The sequence below is a fragment of the Streptomyces sp. NPDC057253 genome (genome assembly GCF_042669125.1).
GTDB lineage: Bacteria > Actinomycetota > Actinomycetes > Streptomycetales > Streptomycetaceae > Streptomyces.
In genome coordinates, this window is sequence record NZ_JBHUXV010000083.1 from 26,249 (window position 1) to 43,022 (window position 16,774).

Below are 16,774 nucleotides of genomic sequence, written 5' to 3' on the forward strand. Positions count from 1 at the left end.
GGCAGGAGTACGAGAACCATGGCGAACGCACCGGTCCAGCGCATGTCCCAGTTGATGGCGAAGACGCTGCGCGACGACCCGGCGGACGCCGAGGTCCTCAGCCACAAGCTGCTCGTGCGCGCCGGATACGTCCGCCGCACCGCCGCCGGCATCTGGTCCTGGCTGCCGCTCGGCAAGAAGGTGCTGGCCAACGTCGAGCGGATCGTCCGCGAGGAGATGGACGCGATCGGCGCCCAGGAGGTCCTGCTCCCCGCCCTGCTGCCGCGCGAGCCGTACGAGGCCACCGGCCGCTGGGACGAGTACGGCGCGGAGCTGTTCCGGCTCCAGGACCGCAAGGGCGGCGACTACCTGCTCGGCCCGACCCACGAGGAGATCTTCACCCTGCTGGTGAAGGACCAGGCGTCCTCCTACAAGGACCTGCCGGTCATCCTCTACCAGATCCAGCACAAGTACCGTGACGAGGCCCGCCCGCGGGCCGGCATCCTGCGCGGCCGTGAGTTCCTGATGAAGGACTCCTACTCCTTCGACACCGAGGACGAGGGCCTGGCCCAGTCCTACGCGCTGCACCGCCAGGCCTACCAGAAGGTCTTCGAGCGCCTGGGCCTCGACTACCGCATCTGCGCCGCCACCGCCGGCGCGATGGGCGGCTCCAAGTCGGAGGAGTTCCTCGCCCCCGCCGAGGCCGGCGAGGACACCTTCGCGGACTGCCCGAACTGCGACTTCGCGGCCAACACCGAGGCGATCACGTACGAGCTGAAGCCGGTGGACGCGCAGGACGTCCCGGCCCTCGAGGAGATCCCCACCCCGGACACCCCGACCATCGAGACCCTCGCCGCCCACCTCGGCGTCGAGGCCTCCGCGACCCTCAAGAACCTCCTCGTGAAGGTCGACGGCGAGATCGTGGCCGTGGGCGTCCCCGGTGACCGCGAGGTCGACATGGGCAAGGTCGAGGCGCACTTCGCGCCCGCCGCCGTCGAGATGGTCACCGAGGCGGACTTCGCGGGCCGCCCCGACCTGGTCCGCGGCTATGTCGGTCCGCAGGGCCTGGGGGAGAAGGTCAAGTACATCGCCGACCCGCGCGTGGCCCCGGGCACGGACTGGATCACCGGCGCCAACAAGGAGGGCACCCACGCCAAGCACGTCCTGGTCGGCCGTGACTTCGAGGTCGACGAGTACGTCGACGTCGTGGTGGTCCAGGAGGGCGACCCGTGCCCGAAGTGCGGCACCGGCCTCAAGCTGGACCGCGCCATCGAGATCGGCCACATCTTCCAGCTCGGCCGCAAGTACGCCGACGCCCTCAAGCTCGACGTCCTCGGCCAGAACGGCAAGCCGGTCCGCGTGACCATGGGCTCCTACGGCATCGGCGTCTCCCGCGCGGTCGCCGCCCTCGCCGAGCAGACCGCCGACGACAAGGGCCTGTGCTGGCCCGCCGAGGTCGCCCCGGCCGACGTGCACGTCGTCGCCGCGGGCAAGGCCCTCCAGATCGAACTCGCCCTCGACGTCTCCGAGAAGCTGCGCGCGGCGGGCCTCAGGGTCCTCGTCGACGACCGCGCCGGGGTCTCCCCGGGCGTGAAGTTCACCGACTCCGAGCTCATCGGCGTCCCGCAGATCCTGGTCGCGGGCCGCCGTGCCGCCGAGGGCGTCCTGGAACTCAAGGACCGCCGTACCGGCGAGCGCGAGGAACTGACGGTGGACGAGGCGATCGCCCGCCTGAGCGCCTAGGGGAGTAGGGGGCAGGGCCACCCTGCCCCCTACGTCAGAGCCACCCGGCGAACTCCAGCAGCAGCTCCGCGTCCCGGGGTCGGCCCACCCGCAGTGCCCGGACGCCCGACTCCACGGCCCGGAACAGCGTCCAGCCCCGGAGCCGTTCCTGGTCCACGTCCAGGGACTCGGCGAGCCGCTTGACCCGGCGGCGGGTCGTCGACGCCCCCGACGGTGAGGCGATCAGGTCCTCCACCCGGTCCCGTACCAGCCGGGCCAGGTCGAACGCGCACTCCCCGACCACCGGATCCGGCCCCACCGCCAGCCAGGGAGCCCGCTCACCCGCCAGCACCTTGCTCTGCCGGAACGTCCCGTGCAGCAACCGCGCCTCGGGCGGCGCGGCCAGCAGTTCCTCCCGGGCCGAGAGCGCCGCGTCCACCAGTCCGGCCACCTCCGCCGGAACGGGCGCGCCCCGCATGGCCACGGCCTGCCGCCCGGTCCGTTCGGCGACCGTCTCGAAGACGGCCCCCTCGGGCGGCGTCACCCACAGCCGCCGCAGCGTCCCCGCCGCCTCCAGCCACGCCTTCGCCTCCGGCAGCGACCGCACGGAGACATCCGGATGCAGCCGCTCCAGCAGCAGGACCCCTTCCGTCGCGGGGGACTCGATCAGCTGTACGGCCCCCAGCCCGCCCCAGTGGGCCAGGGCCGCCCGCTCCGCCTCCGGCCGGGCCCGCGGCGGGGCCAGCTTGAGCACCGCGGGGGTGCCGTCGGCGAGGCGCACCAGCACGACCAGGCTGCTGCGCCCACCCGGCACCTGAACCCGCTCCACGGTCAACTGCCGCAGCGCGACGGCCTCCCGGGTCGTCTCGGGCAGCTTCTCCACCCAGGCGTCACCGTCCGGGGCGCTCTCAGCGAGCGCCCGTACCAGCCGCTGCGGGGGTTCGAAAGCCATGCGCGAGCCGTCCCTTTCCGATGCCGTGTCCCGCCGTAGGCGATTGCCGTGCCCCTCTGCGGGCGATGCCGTGTCCCGCGGGTTCGCGACTGCCGTGTCCTGCCTGTTCGCGGCTGCGGTGCCGCGCTGATCGCGACTGCCGTGTCCCGCCCGTTCGCGACTGTCCTGTCACGCCGTGGGCGAGTGCGGTGTCACGCCGTGGGGCGAGGCCGAGCCCGCCCGCTCCGCGAGCCCAGGGAAGGCTACGCTGCCGCCGCGCCAGCGCACCGCCCGCACCGCGGCCTCCCGCAGTGCCTCGGCGGCCGTGCCCCGCCGCTCGCCCTCGGTTGCCCGGACCACGTCCGCGTACACCCCGGCCACCCGGTCCTCCAGGACCGCGGCGAGCCGTACGGCCGCCACCGAGTCCGGCACCGGGAAGGGCAGCGCGTACCCGGCCGCCGCGGCCACCGGCGTCCCGCCCAGGCCCCGTACCGCGCGCACCAGCGCGTCCCGGCGGGCCCGGTGGGAGTCGTAGGCGGCCATGGCCTCCGAGCGCCGGCCCTCGCGGATCCGGCCGCCGACGACGCCGTAGCCGTAGACGGCCGCGTGCTCGGCGGCCAGCGCCTCCTGGAGGGCCTCCAGCTCACGCTTCTCGCTCATCGGGAACCCTCCGTCAGCAGGTAGGCGTGGGCCGCGCCGGCCGCCGCCACCGAGGCCAGCAGCCGGGCCAGCTCGCCCGGCACCTCAAGCAGCGCCCTGGCCCGCCGGTCGGCGAGCGCGCGTTCGGCGGCGGCGAGCTGGGCGAGGGCCTCCTTCTCGGTCGCGGGCACGGTGACCGACGGCGCGGGCGAGGCGACCGACGGCGAGGCGCCGCCCGGTGTGCCGGAGGCGCTGTCCGACGGGCCGGGGGAGGCCTTCGGGGCCGTCTCGCCGAACGCCTCGGCATGGCGTACGGCTTCCGCCCGCAGCGGTCCCATCCGCTCCGCGAGCGTCGGATACGCGGCCAGGACGGCGTCGTACCGCTCGACGATCCCGCGGCTGTCCCGCGCCGCACGCGCGCGTGCCCGCTCGACCACGGACGGGCTGCCGGCGGTCGTCTCCTCGCCGCTTCCGGCGCCGTCGGAGCAGCCCGCCAGCAGGGCGCCGCCGGCGACCGTGGCGAGCAGGGATCTTCTGCGCGGCCCGGAGGGGACGCGCGGCGGAGGGGGGTACGACACGACAGACGTCCTCGGGAAGCTCGTACGAACACACGGGCGGGAGGTCGGGCCCGCCGGCGATCACGGTACCCGCGCATCCGAGGTCACCTGGACGGCAACACCCCCCGCGACCGGATACCCTTTGACCAGACACGCGACCTACCCACAACAGCACACGCGGCCGAGGAGTCACCCGGATGAGCACCACCCAGAGCGAGAGGCTGCGAGAGCTCCTGGAACCGCTCGTCACCTCCCAGGGCCTGGATCTCGAAGAGATCGCAGTGGACTCCGTCGGACGAAAGCGAGTGCTGCGCGTCGTCGTCGACTCCGACACCGGTGCCGACCTGGACCAGATCGCCGATGTGAGCCGCGAGCTCTCGGCGAAGCTCGACGAGAGCGACGCGATGGGTGCGGGGGAGTACACCCTCGAGGTCGGCACCCCGGGCGCCGAGCGGCTCCTCAAGGAGCACCGGCACTATGTGCGCGCCGTGGACCGGCTGGTGAAGTTCCAGCTGACCGAGGGCGGCGAACTGGTCGCCCGGATCCTGACCGTGGACGACGAAGGCCTCGACCTCGAGGTCCCCGGTGTCAAGGGCCGCAAGGCCACCGCCCGCAGAATCGCCTTCTCCGACATCGACAAGGCGCGTGTGCAGGTCGAGTTCAACCGCAAGGACAAGAACGAAGAGGAGGCGTAGCCGTGGACATCGACATGAGTGCCCTGCGGGGCTTGGTACGGGAGAAGGAGATCTCCTTCCCCCTGTTGGTCGAGGCGATCGAGTCGGCCCTCCTCATCGCCTACCACCGCACCGAGGGAAGCCGCCGTCACGCGCGCGTGGAGCTCAACCGGGAGACCGGCCATGTGACCGTGTGGGCGAAGGAGGACCCCGACGACCTCGAGGAGGGCCAGGAGCCCCGCGAGTTCGACGACACCCCCTCGGGCTTCGGCCGGATCGCCGCCACCACCGCCAAGCAGGTCATCCTGCAGCGGCTGCGCGACGCCGAGGACGACGCGACGCTCGGCGAGTACGCGGGACGTGAGGGCGACATCGTCATGGGCGTGGTCCAGCAGGGCCGCGACCCGAAGAACGTCCTCGTGGACATCGGCAAGCTGGAGGCCATCCTGCCGGTGCAGGAGCAGGTCCCCGGGGAGACGTATCCGCACGGCATGCGGCTGCGGTCGTACGTCGTACGGGTGGCGCGGGGCGTTCGCGGGCCGTCCGTGACCCTCTCGCGCACCCACCCCAACCTGGTGAAGAAGCTCTTCGCCCTGGAGGTGCCGGAGATCGCCGACGGGTCCGTGGAGATCGCCGCGATCGCCCGTGAGGCCGGTCACCGCACCAAGATCGCTGTACGGTCCACCCGTTCGGGCCTGAACGCCAAGGGCGCCTGCATCGGCCCCATGGGCGGCCGGGTGCGCAATGTCATGGGTGAGCTGAACGGTGAGAAGATCGACATCGTCGACTGGTCGGACGACCCGGCCGAGATGGTGGCGAACGCCCTGTCGCCGGCCCGGGTCTCCAAGGTCGAGGTGGTGGACATGGCCGCCCGCTCCGCGCGCGTGACCGTCCCCGACTACCAGCTCTCCCTCGCCATCGGCAAGGAAGGGCAGAACGCCCGGCTCGCGGCCCGGCTCACCGGCTGGCGCATCGACATCCGGCCGGACACCGAGCAGAGCGCTGAGCAGGAGCGCTAGGACGCGGAACAGGGCTGAGGAATAGATCCAAGCCGAACGCCGCTGAGATCACGACAACAACCGTTCGATCCCTGCCCCCAAGGGGTGAGGTCGGTACGGGGAGGTAGACTTAAGAGTGTCTGGCCGGACGCACGCCCGCGCATGCCCTGAACGCACCTGTGTGGGATGCAGGCAGCGAGCGGCCAAGACCGATCTGCTGCGCATCGTGGCGATCAAGGACGCATGCGTCCCCGATCATCGCGGTACGCTGCCCGGCCGGGGTGCGTACATCCACCCCGCCCTGGTCTGTCTCGATCAGGCGGTACGCCGCCGGGCGTTCACGCGGGCGTTGCGCGCCCCGGGAGCGCTCGACACAAACGCGTTGCGCCAGTACGTCGAGCAGACAGACAGTTGCCGGTAGGCAACACCGTAAGGAAGGTCGTGCGGAACCCCCGCGCGGCCCTGGTACCCCGCGAGTTGGAAGTAGGTCGAGATTGCGATGAGCACTCGATGAGCACGCGATGAGTACGCCCATGAAGTAGCGACGGTCCGGACGCACCCGGACCTAAAAGGAGCGAAGTGGCTAAGGTCCGGGTATACGAACTCGCCAAGGAGTTCGGGGTTGAGAGCAAGGTCGTCATGGCCAAGCTCCAGGAACTCGGTGAATTCGTCCGTTCGGCGTCTTCGACCATCGAAGCGCCCGTCGTCCGTAAGCTGACGGACGCCCTCCAGCAGGGCAACGGAGGCGGCAAGGCCGCCCCCGCACGCAAGGCCGCCCCGGCACGTCCGGCGGCCCCCTCTCCCGCGCAGGCCGCCCGTCCGGCCGCCCCGCGCCCGCCGGCCCCCAAGCCGGCCGCCGCCGAGAGGCCCGCGGCTCCCGCCGCGCCGGCCGCTCCCGGCCCCCGTCCCACCCCGGGCCCGAAGCCCGCGCCGCGCCCCGCGCCGGCGTCCCCGGCTCCGACCACGCCCGAGTTCACCGCGCCGCCGTCGGCTCCCGCCGCGCCGGCCTCCCAGGGCCAGGGCTCCGGCCCGCGTCCGGGCGCCCCGCGTCCGGCCGGCCAGCAGGCCCCGCGTCCCGGCGCTCCGCGTCCGGCCGCCGGTCCCGGTCAGGGCGGCCAGGGCCGCGGTGACCGCGCCGACCGTCCCGGCGCTCCGCGTCCGGGCGGCCAGGGCGCGCGTCCCGGTGCCCGTCCGGCCGGTCCCCGTCCGGGCAACAACCCGTTCACCTCTGGTGGCTCCACCGGCATGGCGCGCCCGCAGGCGCCCCGTCCGGGCGGTGCCCCGCGTCCCGGCGGCCCGGGTGGCCCCGGAGGCGCTCCCGGCGGCGCTCCGCGTCCGCAGGGTCAGGGCCAGGGCGGTCCCCGTCCCCAGGGCGCGGCGGGCGGTCCCCGTCCGCAGGCTCCGGGCGGCGCCCGTCCCAGCCCGGGCGGCATGCCCCGTCCGCAGGGCGGTCCCCGTCCCGGCGGCGGCCCCGGCGGCCCGCGTCCCAACCCCGGCATGATGCCGCAGCGTCCGGCTGCCGGCCCGCGTCCCGGCGGCGGTGGCCCCGGTGGCCGCGGTCCCGGTGGCGGCGGTCGTCCCGGAGGTCCCGGTGGCCGTGGTGGCACGCAGGGCGCCTTCGGTCGTCCCGGCGGTCCCGCGCGTCGCGGTCGCAAGTCGAAGCGGCAGAGGCGCCAGGAGTACGAGGCCATGCAGGCCCCGTCGGTCGGCGGTGTGATGCTGCCTCGCGGCAACGGCGAGACCATTCGCCTGTCGCGCGGTGCCTCCCTCACCGACTTCGCGGAGAAGATCAACGCCAACCCGGCGTCGCTCGTCGCGGTCATGATGAACCTCGGCGAGATGGTCACGGCCACGCAGTCCGTCTCCGACGAGACGCTGCAGCTCCTCGCGGGCGAGATGAACTACGAGGTTCAGATCGTCAGCCCCGAGGAGGAGGACCGCGAGCTGCTCGAGTCCTTCGACATCGAGTTCGGCGAGGACGAGGGCGACGACGAGGACCTGGTCGTCCGTCCGCCGGTCGTGACCGTCATGGGTCACGTCGACCACGGTAAGACCCGACTCCTCGACGCCATCCGCAAGACGAACGTCATCGCGGGCGAGGCCGGCGGCATCACCCAGCACATCGGTGCCTACCAGGTCTCCACCCAGGTCAACGACGAGGACCGCGCGATCACCTTCATCGACACCCCGGGTCACGAGGCGTTCACCGCCATGCGTGCCCGTGGTGCCCGGTCGACGGACATCGCGATCCTGGTCGTCGCGGCCAACGACGGCGTCATGCCGCAGACGGTCGAGGCGCTCAACCACGCCAAGGCGGCCGACGTCCCGATCGTCGTCGCGGTCAACAAGATCGACGTCGAGGGCGCCGACCCGACCAAGGTGCGCGGTCAGCTGACCGAGTACGGCCTGGTGGCCGAGGAGTACGGCGGCGACACCATGTTCGTCGACATCTCCGCCAAGCAGGGTCTGCACATCGACTCCCTGCTGGAGGCCGTGGTCCTGACCGCGGACGCCTCGCTCGACCTGCGGGCCAACCCGAACCAGGACGCGCAGGGCATCTCCATCGAGTCCCGTCTCGACCGCGGTCGCGGTGCCGTGGCGACGGTCCTCGTGCAGCGAGGCACCCTGCGGGTCGGCGACACGATGGTCGTGGGCGACGCCTACGGCCGTGTCCGCGCCATGCTCGACGACAACGGCAACAACGTCGCCGAGGCCGGTCCGTCCACTCCGGTCCAGGTGCTGGGTCTGACCAACGTCCCGGGTGCCGGCGACAACTTCCTGGTGGTCGACGAGGACCGTACGGCCCGTCAGATCGCCGAGAAGCGTGCCGCCCGCGAGCGCAACGCGGCCTTCGCCAAGCGCACGCGCCGTGTCTCGCTCGAGGACCTGGACAAGGTGCTCAAGGCCGGCGAGGTCCAGCAGCTCAACCTCATCATCAAGGGTGACGCTTCTGGTTCCGTCGAGGCTCTCGAGTCCTCCCTGCTCCAGCTGGACGTCGGCGAAGAGGTCGACATCCGCGTCCTGCACCGCGGCGTCGGTGCGGTCACGGAGTCGGACATCGACCTGGCGATGGGCTCGGACGCCATCGTGATCGGCTTCAACGTGCGCGCCGCCGGGCGGGCACAGCAGATGGCCGAGCGCGAGGGCGTGGACGTCCGCTACTACTCGGTCATCTACCAGGCGATCGAGGAGATCGAGGCGGCCCTCAAGGGCATGCTCAAGCCGGAGTACGAAGAGGTCGAGCTCGGTACGGCGGAGATCCGCGAGGTCTTCCGCTCGTCCAAGCTGGGCAACATCGCGGGTGTTCTCATCCGCTCCGGCGAGGTCAAGCGCAACACCAAGGCCCGTCTGCTGCGCGATGGCAAGGTCATCGCGGAGAACCTCAACATCGAGGGCCTGCGCCGCTTCAAGGACGACGTCACCGAGATCCGCGAAGGCTTCGAGGGCGGTATCAACCTCGGAAACTTCAACGACATCAAGATCGACGACGTCATCGCGACGTACGAGATGCGCGAGAAGCCGCGAGGCTGACCGTCACAGCACGCGATCGGGGCCGGTCGGCGGACGTAATATCCGTCGATCGGCCCCGGCCGTTGCGTGTACGGTTCCCGTATCGGCGTCGACGCGGCGCCCGTACCCCGAACCGGCGGGACATCCGGACACACATGTATGTGGGGACTCTGTCCTTCGACCTGCTCCTCGGTGACGTGCACTCGCTGAAGGAGAAACGCTCTCTCGTCCGTCCGATCGTGGCCGAGCTCCAGCGCAAGTACGCGGTGAGCGCGGCGGAGACGGGGAACCAGAACCTCCATCGCAGGGCCGAGATCGGGCTGGCGGTGGTCTCCGGGGACACGGGACACCTCACCGACGTACTGGACCGCTGTGAGCGGCTGGTCGCCGGGCGGCCCGAGGTGGAACTGCTCTCGGTTCGACGCAGGCTCCACAGCGACGAAGACTGAAGCAACAAGTAAGTACTTAAGGAGACGGACCAGTGGCCGACAACGCGCGCGCCAAGAGGCTGGCGGACCTCATCCGAGAGGTGGTGGCCCAGAAGCTGCTGCGCGGGATCAAGGACCCGCGGCTCGGCTCACACGTCACCATCACGGACACCCGGGTCACCGGTGACCTGCGGGAGGCGACCGTCTTCTACACGGTGTACGGAGGCGAGGAGGAGCGGGCGGCCGCGGCCGCCGGACTGGAGAGCGCCAAGGGCGTGCTCCGCTCCGCGGTCGGGGCGGCGGCGGGCGTGAAGTTCACCCCCACGCTGACCTTCGTGGCCGACGCGCTGCCCGACACCGCCAAGACCATCGACGACCTCCTCGACAAGGCCCGCCAGTCCGACGAGAAGGTGCGCGAGGTCTCGGCCGGCGCCAAGTACGCCGGCGAGGCCGACCCGTACCGGAAGCCGGGCGACGAGGACGAGACGGACGACGCCGCCGAATGACCCAGAAGAACCGGACGCCCGACGGCCTTGTCATCGTCGACAAGCCGTCGGGCTTCACTTCGCACGACGTGGTCGCCAAGATGCGCGGGATCGCGCGGACCCGCCGCGTCGGACACGCCGGCACCCTCGACCCCATGGCGACGGGCGTGCTCGTCCTCGGCGTCGAGAAGGCGACCAAGCTCCTCGGGCACCTCGCGCTGACCGAGAAGGAGTACCTGGGCACGATCCGGCTCGGCCAGACGACCCTGACCGACGACGCCGAGGGCGAGATCACGGGGTCGGCCGACGCCTCGAAGGTCACCCGGGAGGCCGTCGACGCCGGGATCGCCAAGCTGAGCGGCGACATCATGCAGGTGCCGTCCAAGGTCAGCGCCATCAAGATCGACGGGGTGCGCTCGTACAAGCGGGCGCGTGAGGGCGAGGAGTTCGAGATCCCGGCCCGTCCCGTGCGGATCTCGTCCTTCGCGGTCCACGACGTCCGCGACGCGGTCGCCGAGGACGGCACCCCGGTCCTCGACCTGGTCGTGTCGGTGGTCTGCTCCTCCGGTACCTACATCCGGGCGCTCGCCCGTGACCTGGGCGCGGACCTGGGCGTGGGCGGCCATCTGACGGCGCTGCGCCGCACGCGCGTGGGCCCGTACAAGCTGGACTCGGCCCGGACGCTCGACCAGCTCCAGCAGGAGCTGACGGTGATGCCCATCGGCGAGGCCGCGGCGGCCGCCTTCCCGCGCTGGGACGTCGACGCGCGGCGGGCGAAGCTGCTCACCAACGGCGTACGGCTCGACATGCCCGAGGAGTACGCAGGCGTCGGCACGGTGGCCGTCTTCGACCCCGAGGGCGTCTTCCTCGCGCTGGTCGAGGAGCACAAGGGCAAGGCGAAGAGCCTGGCCGTCTTCGGCTGAGGCTCCTTCGGGGGCACCGGGGCTGACTTTGCCCGTGGAGCGGCGATCACGGGGTTGTGCCGCCGCTCCACGGTCCCCCCTCGGTTCCCCCACCCCTAGGGTGTATCCGCCCGTCCCTTTCCATTCACCCGCGCGGGCAGGCGCTCGGAGTGAACCGGGGGTGTGGAAGGGGGCGCGTTCACCACGCGATCTGTCCCGCTGATCACCCCGCACCTACCGTCGAAAACAGGAACGTGCGTACGGCGGGAAGGCTCGACCATGACGGCAGGGGGGGACTCCGTCGGCGGAGCGGTTGGCTCCGCGGGGGAGGGCGGGGGATGGGGTGGTGGGGGTTCGGGGGAGGTTGGTCGGTCGGTTGGGTCGGCTGGGTCGGCCGGGCAGGCTGGACCAGCTGGGCAGGCCGGGCAGGCGGGCGTGGCGATGGGCGACGCCGTGTGGGCCGCCGACGGGGGCCTTGCGGCCGGTGGCGGTGTGGGGGCCGGTTCGGGTGGGGGTCTCGCCGGTGGTGACGGGACTTGGGTCGGTTCGGGTGGGGACCTTACGGCCGGTGCGGCCGGTGGCGGTGTGGGGGCCGGTTCGGGTGGGGGTCTCGCCGGTGGTGACGGGACTTTGGTCGGTTCGGGTGGGGACCTGACGGCCGGTGCGGCCGGTGGCGGCGTGTGGGGCGGTTCGGGTGAGAGTCCTGCGGGCGGTGATGCCTTGGGGGTTGGTTCCGGTGGGGGGCTCACGGGCGGTGGCGCCTCTTGGGTCGGTTCCGCTGGGGGCCTTGCGGGCGCCGGCGCCTCTGAGGACGGTTCGGGTGGGGGCCTTGCGAGCGGTGACGCCGTGTTGGCTGGCTCTGGCGGGGGTGGCGCGGGCGGTGACGGGGGGCAGGTTCGCGGAAGTGGGTGTGTGGGGGCCCGGGCACTGGGGCGGGGGTGGCGGGCGCGGCACGCTCGTGGTCGGTCGCCGCGTCCTGAGGGCGGGGTCGGGCGGGACGACGATCTCGTGTGCCTGTATGACCTGGCCGGGCGGCTGCGCGGGGTCGGGTTTGCCGCCGATCACCACGGCACCGTCCTCACCGGGCACGAGGTCGTCGACGGGCTGGCGCGGATCGTACTGCGTGCCGGTGACCGCAGCTGTGTGGTGAGCGCCGACGACGTGACGCCGCTGCCCGAGCGGGATCTGGCGCTCGTGCGGACCGAGGGCCTCGGCGTGGACCCGTTGCCGCTGTCCGTGCGTGACACCGTCGAGCCCGGCACCTATGTGCGCCTGCCCGCCGGCTGCTGGCGTGAGGCCCGGGTGCTCGGCCCGGCCACCGTGACCTACACGGCCACCGACCGCTTCCATCTCCTCGACGGTGTCCTGGAGTTGGCGATCGGCACCGCGGGCCGGGACGCGCTGCGACTGGGCGGCGGGGCCGCCGGAGGCCCCGTCCTCGACGCCGGGACCGGCGCGGTCGTCGCCGTCCTCGGCACCGCCCTCCAGAACGGCCACCACGACACCGCCCACGCGATCCCACTCCGCCCGGCGCTTCCTGGTCTTCTCGGAGGTTCGCTGGCGGGGAGCGCCGGACCTGGTCCTCTCGGGGGCTCACAGGCCGCGAACGCTGGCCCCGGTCCTCGTGGGGGTGCGCAGGCAGGGATCGGCGGGCCTGGCTCACCCGGGGGTCCACTCGGCAGGAGTACTCGGCCTGGTCCTCTCGGGGGCCCGCAGGCCGGGAACGCTGGCCCCGGTCCTCGTGGGGGTGCGCAGGCAGGGATCGGCGGGCCTGGCTCACCCGGGGGTCCGCTCGGCAGGAGTACTCGGCCAGGTCACCTCGGGGGCCCACAGACAGGGAACACAGGCCCGGGTCCTCTCGGTGGCCCCCTCGCGGGGAGTGCCGTCTCCGGTCCTCATGCGAACCCGCTCGCGCAGAGTGCCGTCCCCAGCCCCCAGGCGAAGCCTCCCGCGGAGCACACGGCCCTCAGCCGCCACGCGAATCCGCCCGCGAAGACCACCACCCCCCACCCCCTCGCCCACCTCCTCGCCGAAAACGCGCTCACCGTCCCCGCCTACGGCGTCGACCTCAACCTCGCCGGTGTCCTGGAGTTGACCGCCACCTCGGTGGGGCAGGACGGGCCGGCCGGCACCCTGGCCGGTCACGTGGGTCGGGGGGACGCGGCGGAGGTGGTCGAACGAGGTGTCACGGCAAGGGAGTTCGCCGCCTTCAGCGACGGCCCCGCCACCGTCCTCGGACTCGTCGGGCCGCCCGGCAGCGGCCGTACGACGGAACTCGCCGCCCTCGCCGCCCGCCGCCACCGCGGCCCCGCCCCCGCCCCCACCCTTTGGCTGCGCGGCGCCGACCTGGAGGACACCGACGACTCGGTGGCCGACGCGGCGCGCCGCGCGCTCGCCAGGGCCGCCCGGATCGTCGCGACCTCCGCGGACACCGGCCCCGCCGACCTGGGCGACCTCACCCCCGAACGCCTGGCCCGGCTGGCCCAGGACGCCGGCCGCCCCCTGTTCCTCCTCCTCGACGGACCCGAGGAGATGCCCCCGGTCCTCGCCCACCGCCTCGCGGAGTGGACGCGGGGCACGGCGCGCTGGCTGCGGGAGACCGGGGCGCGGCTGGTGGTGGCGTGCCGCGAGGAGTACTGGGAGGGCACGGACTTCCCGGCCGACCTGCTGTACGGCGACCCCGACCGGCACATCCCGCCCCGCGTCCCCCTCGCCGACCTCACCGACGACGAGGCCCGCCGCGCCCGCGCCCGCTACGCCCTCCCCGACGGCACCCTCACCGCCCCCGACGACCGGCACCCCCTCACCCTCCGGCTGCTCGCCGAGGTCCGCGCCGCCCTCCCCGACACCCCGCCCGCCCCCGTCGACCGCGACCAGGTCTTCGAGGCCTACCTCGACCTGATGTGCCTGCGCGTCGCGGTCCGGCTGGCCGGCCCGACCGGGCTGCGCGGCACCGCCGTGCGCCGGCTCGCCGCGAAGGTCTCCGGGCAGGTCCACGAGGCCGCCCGCCGCAGCCTGGGCCCCGGCCAGGGCGAGCTGGACCGCGCGGCGTTCGAGGCGGTGTTCCCCTGGGGCCCGGCTCCGAAGCGGCTCGGCGGCACCGGCTGGGCCTCCGCCGTCCTCACCGAGGGCCTCCTGGTCCCCGCCGGCAGCGGCTACCGCTTCGCCCACGAGGAGCTCGCCGACTGGATCCAGGGCATGCACCTGGACCTGGACGAGGCCCTGCGCGCCCTGGTCCACCCCCGCCGCACCGACCCGCAGCGGCACCTCCCCGTCCCGCACCACCGCATCGGCCCCGTCGTCGAGGCCCTGCTCCTCGTGGCCCGCCAGCAGGGCGCACCCCAACTGACGTACCGGCTGGAGGAGTTGCTCCACGCCCTCGACATCGACCCGCACTCCTGGTGGGCCGCCCGTCTCCTCACCGAGACCCTCCTGCGGGTGCCCGACGCGACGCCGTACACCGATGTCCTGCGGCAGCTCGCCGACCGTCTCGTGGCCGGGCGCCGCCGCAGTGAACCGGTCCCGCCCGCCTTCGGCCCCGCCTTCTGGACCGCCCTGCGGCTCCCGCAGGGCGCCCGCTTCGACCTGCTGCGCCGGCTCGTCCTCGCCGACGGGCCCCCGCAGGAGCCCGGACCGAGGTTCCTGGACGCCGTTGCGGAGCTGCTCGCCGTCGACCCCGCCGCCGTACAGCCGCAGCTGACCCGCTGGTTCGACGACGACCGGGCGCTGCCCGCGACCCCGCACGCGACCGTCGCCGAGGCCGCGCAGGCGCTGCTGCACACACACCGGACCCGGGCCCTGGACGACCTCACCGAGGTGCTCGTCGGGTGTGCGCACCGGCGGGGCGACGAACTGCTCGCCGTGCTGGCCGAGGACGAGCCCTCGGCGGTGTGCCGGGCCGTGGACCGGTGGGCCCACGACGAGCGTCCGGCGAGGAGGGTGGCCGCTGCGGCGTACGGACTGCGGGCCGCCCCGCACGTGCGCACCGAGGCCGACCGCGAGCTGCTGCGCTACGCCGCCCTCGCCCTGCTGGCCCGCCCCGAGGACCCCGCCCTGCACGGCGCCGCACTCGCCCTGCTCGTCCGCGATCCCCACACGCGTGCCCGTCATCTCCCGCAGGCGCTCGGGCACTTCGCGGCCGGCGACCCGCAGTTCCCGCCCGGCGCGCTGGTCCCCGCGCTCGCCACCCACCCCGGCCCGGTCCTGGACGCCTTCCGGGAGCGGCTGCGGCGGCCCGGCGCCGGGGAGGCGCTGCGCACCCTCGCCGACGTCTCCACGCCCGCCCTGGCCCGCCGGGTGGCCGCGCTGGTGCGGGAGGTCGTCGAGAGGCGCCCGGAGACCGCCGGGGACGTGGCCGCCTACGTCGACCGGCGCCTCGACCAGGGGCCCGCCGCCCGGGCCGTCCTCCTCCCGCTGGTCACCGGGCTCCTCGACGGCGGCCCGGAAGGCGTGCGGGCCGCGCTGGCGACCGTCCTCGCGGGCCCCGGCACCCCCGCCTCCCGCCCGCTGCGCGACGAACTCCTCGACCACCTCCTCGACCACGAGCGGGAGCCCGCGGTCCTGGCCGCCCTGCTGCCCGCGGCCGCCGCGCGCGCGGACACCGACATCCGCGCCCTCGTCCACCGCATCGGCCTGCTCCTGGTCCGCACCCCGGACGGCGCCACCCGCTTCGACCGCGGACTCGTCGACCTCGGTCGGCACGTGCCCGGATTCGCCGCGCTGGTGGCCGGCTGGCTCGCCGAGGCCCCGCGCGAGTGGGCGGCGGTGGTCGGGCCCAGCACCCGGCGGATGATCGGGAACCTCGCGGGCGCACGGGTCCCCGCCTGACGTCCGCGCCACCCCGGATGTGCGTGCGTCGGGTCACAGCCCCCATGCCGATGCGGGCCACGGGCACCCGGCATGGCACCCTTAGACCTGCGCAGGTCTTGAGAGTCAATACGGACACGGGTTCGACGAGGAGCGGTCACAGTGCAGCGCTGGCGTGGCTTGGAGGACATCCCCGAGGACTGGGGGCGCAGCGTCGTCACCATCGGTTCCTACGACGGGGTCCACCGCGGGCACCAGCTGATCATCCGGCACGCCGTGGACCGCGCGCGTGAGCTGGGTGTTCCCTCGGTCGTGGTCACCTTCGACCCGCACCCCAGCGAGGTCGTCCGCCCCGGCAGCCACCCGCCGCTGCTGGCCCCGCACCATCGCCGCGCCGAGCTGATGGCGGACCTGGGCGTGGACGCGGTCCTGATCCTCCCCTTCACCACCGAGTTCTCGAAGCTCTCGCCGGCCGACTTCGTCGTCAAGGTGCTCGTCGACAAGCTGCACGCCAAGGCGGTCGTCGAGGGCCCCAACTTCCGCTTCGGCCACAAGGCCGCGGGCAATGTCGACTTCCTCACCGAACAGGGCAAGACGTACGACTTCGAGGTCGAGGTCGTCGACCTGTACGTGTCCGGCGCGGCGGGCGGCGGCGAGCCCTTCTCCTCCACGCTGACCCGGCGCCTGGTCGCCGAGGGGGACGTCGAGGGGGCCGGGGAGATCCTGGGCCGCCCGCACCGGGTGGAGGGCGTGGTCGTCCGAGGTGCCCAGCGCGGACGGGAGTTGGGCTTCCCGACGGCCAACGTCGAGACCCTCCCGCACACCGCGATCCCCGCCGACGGCGTCTACGCGGGCTGGCTGCACGTCCAGGGCGAGGCGATGCCGGCCGCGATCTCCGTCGGCACCAACCCGCAGTTCGACGGCACCGAGCGCACGGTGGAGGCGTACGCCATCGACCGCGTCGGGCTCGACCTGTACGGGCTGCACGTGGCGGTGGACTTCCTCGCCTATGTGCGCGGACAGCAGAAGTTCGACTCGCTGGACGCGCTGCTGAAGGCGATGAGCGGGGACGTGCAGCGGTGCCGTGAGCTGATCGAGGGCGCTTCCCGGGACTGACCGCGGACACACGAAAGGGGGCCGGCA

At 73.3% G+C, this 16,774-nt stretch carries 13 protein-coding genes; 10 read left to right on the forward strand and 3 right to left on the reverse strand.

The window, feature by feature from the left end:
• Positions 1–18: 18 nt before the first annotated feature.
• Positions 19–1,722, forward strand: coding sequence for a proline--tRNA ligase (locus tag ACFULQ_RS33990; RefSeq protein ID WP_383551414.1), 1,704 nt, complete (start codon positions 19–21; stop codon positions 1,720–1,722).
• Positions 1,723–1,756: 34 nt separating this feature from the next.
• On the opposite strand, the gene ACFULQ_RS33995 is transcribed toward ACFULQ_RS33990, so the two are convergent.
• From ACFULQ_RS33995 to ACFULQ_RS34005, 3 genes are all read right to left on the reverse strand, one after another.
• Positions 1,757–2,653, reverse strand: coding sequence for an aminoglycoside phosphotransferase family protein (locus tag ACFULQ_RS33995; protein ID WP_383551416.1), 897 nt, complete (start codon positions 2,651–2,653; stop codon positions 1,757–1,759).
• 168 nt (positions 2,654–2,821) lie between these two features.
• On the reverse strand, positions 2,822–3,292 hold the full coding sequence (locus tag ACFULQ_RS34000; RefSeq protein WP_383551418.1) for a ferritin-like domain-containing protein: 471 nt from the start codon (positions 3,290–3,292) through the stop codon (positions 2,822–2,824).
• Positions 3,289–3,849 carry a hypothetical protein gene (locus ACFULQ_RS34005; protein ID WP_383551420.1) on the reverse strand — a complete coding sequence of 187 codons (561 nt, stop codon included), beginning with the start codon at positions 3,847–3,849 and terminating at the stop codon, positions 3,289–3,291. The genes ACFULQ_RS34000 and ACFULQ_RS34005 overlap by 4 nt, the downstream gene beginning before the upstream one ends.
• 176 nt (positions 3,850–4,025) lie before the next feature.
• Between ACFULQ_RS34005 and rimP the strand changes: the two genes are divergently transcribed.
• The 9 genes from rimP (at position 4,026) to ACFULQ_RS34050 (ending at position 16,747) form a co-directional block, all read left to right on the forward strand.
• Entirely contained in the window at positions 4,026–4,523 is a 498-nt protein-coding gene (gene rimP / locus ACFULQ_RS34010; protein WP_383551422.1) for a ribosome maturation factor RimP, read from the forward strand.
• 2 nt (positions 4,524–4,525) lie between these two features.
• Positions 4,526–5,521: a transcription termination factor NusA gene (nusA, locus tag ACFULQ_RS34015; protein ID WP_383551424.1), complete on the forward strand. Its 996-nt coding sequence runs from the start codon at positions 4,526–4,528 to the stop codon at positions 5,519–5,521.
• A 115-nt stretch (positions 5,522–5,636) separates the two neighbouring features.
• Positions 5,637–5,921 carry a YlxR family protein gene (locus ACFULQ_RS34020; RefSeq protein ID WP_383551426.1) on the forward strand — a complete coding sequence of 95 codons (285 nt, stop codon included), beginning with the start codon at positions 5,637–5,639 and terminating at the stop codon, positions 5,919–5,921.
• A gap of 158 nt (positions 5,922–6,079) precedes the next feature.
• Positions 6,080–9,031, forward strand: a complete 2,952-nt coding sequence (infB, locus tag ACFULQ_RS34025; protein WP_383551428.1) for a translation initiation factor IF-2 — start codon at positions 6,080–6,082, stop codon at positions 9,029–9,031.
• Between the two features lie 134 nt (positions 9,032–9,165).
• Positions 9,166–9,459 (forward strand): DUF503 domain-containing protein, encoded by a 294-nt coding sequence (locus tag ACFULQ_RS34030; RefSeq protein ID WP_020122665.1) that lies wholly within the window; start codon positions 9,166–9,168, stop codon positions 9,457–9,459.
• Positions 9,460–9,491: 32 nt separating this feature from the next.
• Positions 9,492–9,944, forward strand: coding sequence for a 30S ribosome-binding factor RbfA (gene rbfA / locus ACFULQ_RS34035; RefSeq protein WP_020138838.1), 453 nt, complete (start codon positions 9,492–9,494; stop codon positions 9,942–9,944).
• Positions 9,941–10,846 carry a tRNA pseudouridine(55) synthase TruB gene (gene truB, locus ACFULQ_RS34040; RefSeq protein WP_383551431.1) on the forward strand — a complete coding sequence of 302 codons (906 nt, stop codon included), beginning with the start codon at positions 9,941–9,943 and terminating at the stop codon, positions 10,844–10,846. The genes rbfA and truB overlap by 4 nt, the downstream gene beginning before the upstream one ends.
• 987 nt (positions 10,847–11,833) lie before the next feature.
• Positions 11,834–15,652: a serine protease gene (locus ACFULQ_RS34045; RefSeq protein ID WP_383551433.1), complete on the forward strand. Its 3,819-nt coding sequence runs from the start codon at positions 11,834–11,836 to the stop codon at positions 15,650–15,652.
• A 141-nt stretch (positions 15,653–15,793) separates the two neighbouring features.
• Positions 15,794–16,747, forward strand: a complete 954-nt coding sequence (locus ACFULQ_RS34050) for a bifunctional riboflavin kinase/FAD synthetase (protein ID WP_383551435.1) — start codon at positions 15,794–15,796, stop codon at positions 16,745–16,747.
• The last annotated feature ends 27 nt before the right edge of the window (positions 16,748–16,774 follow it).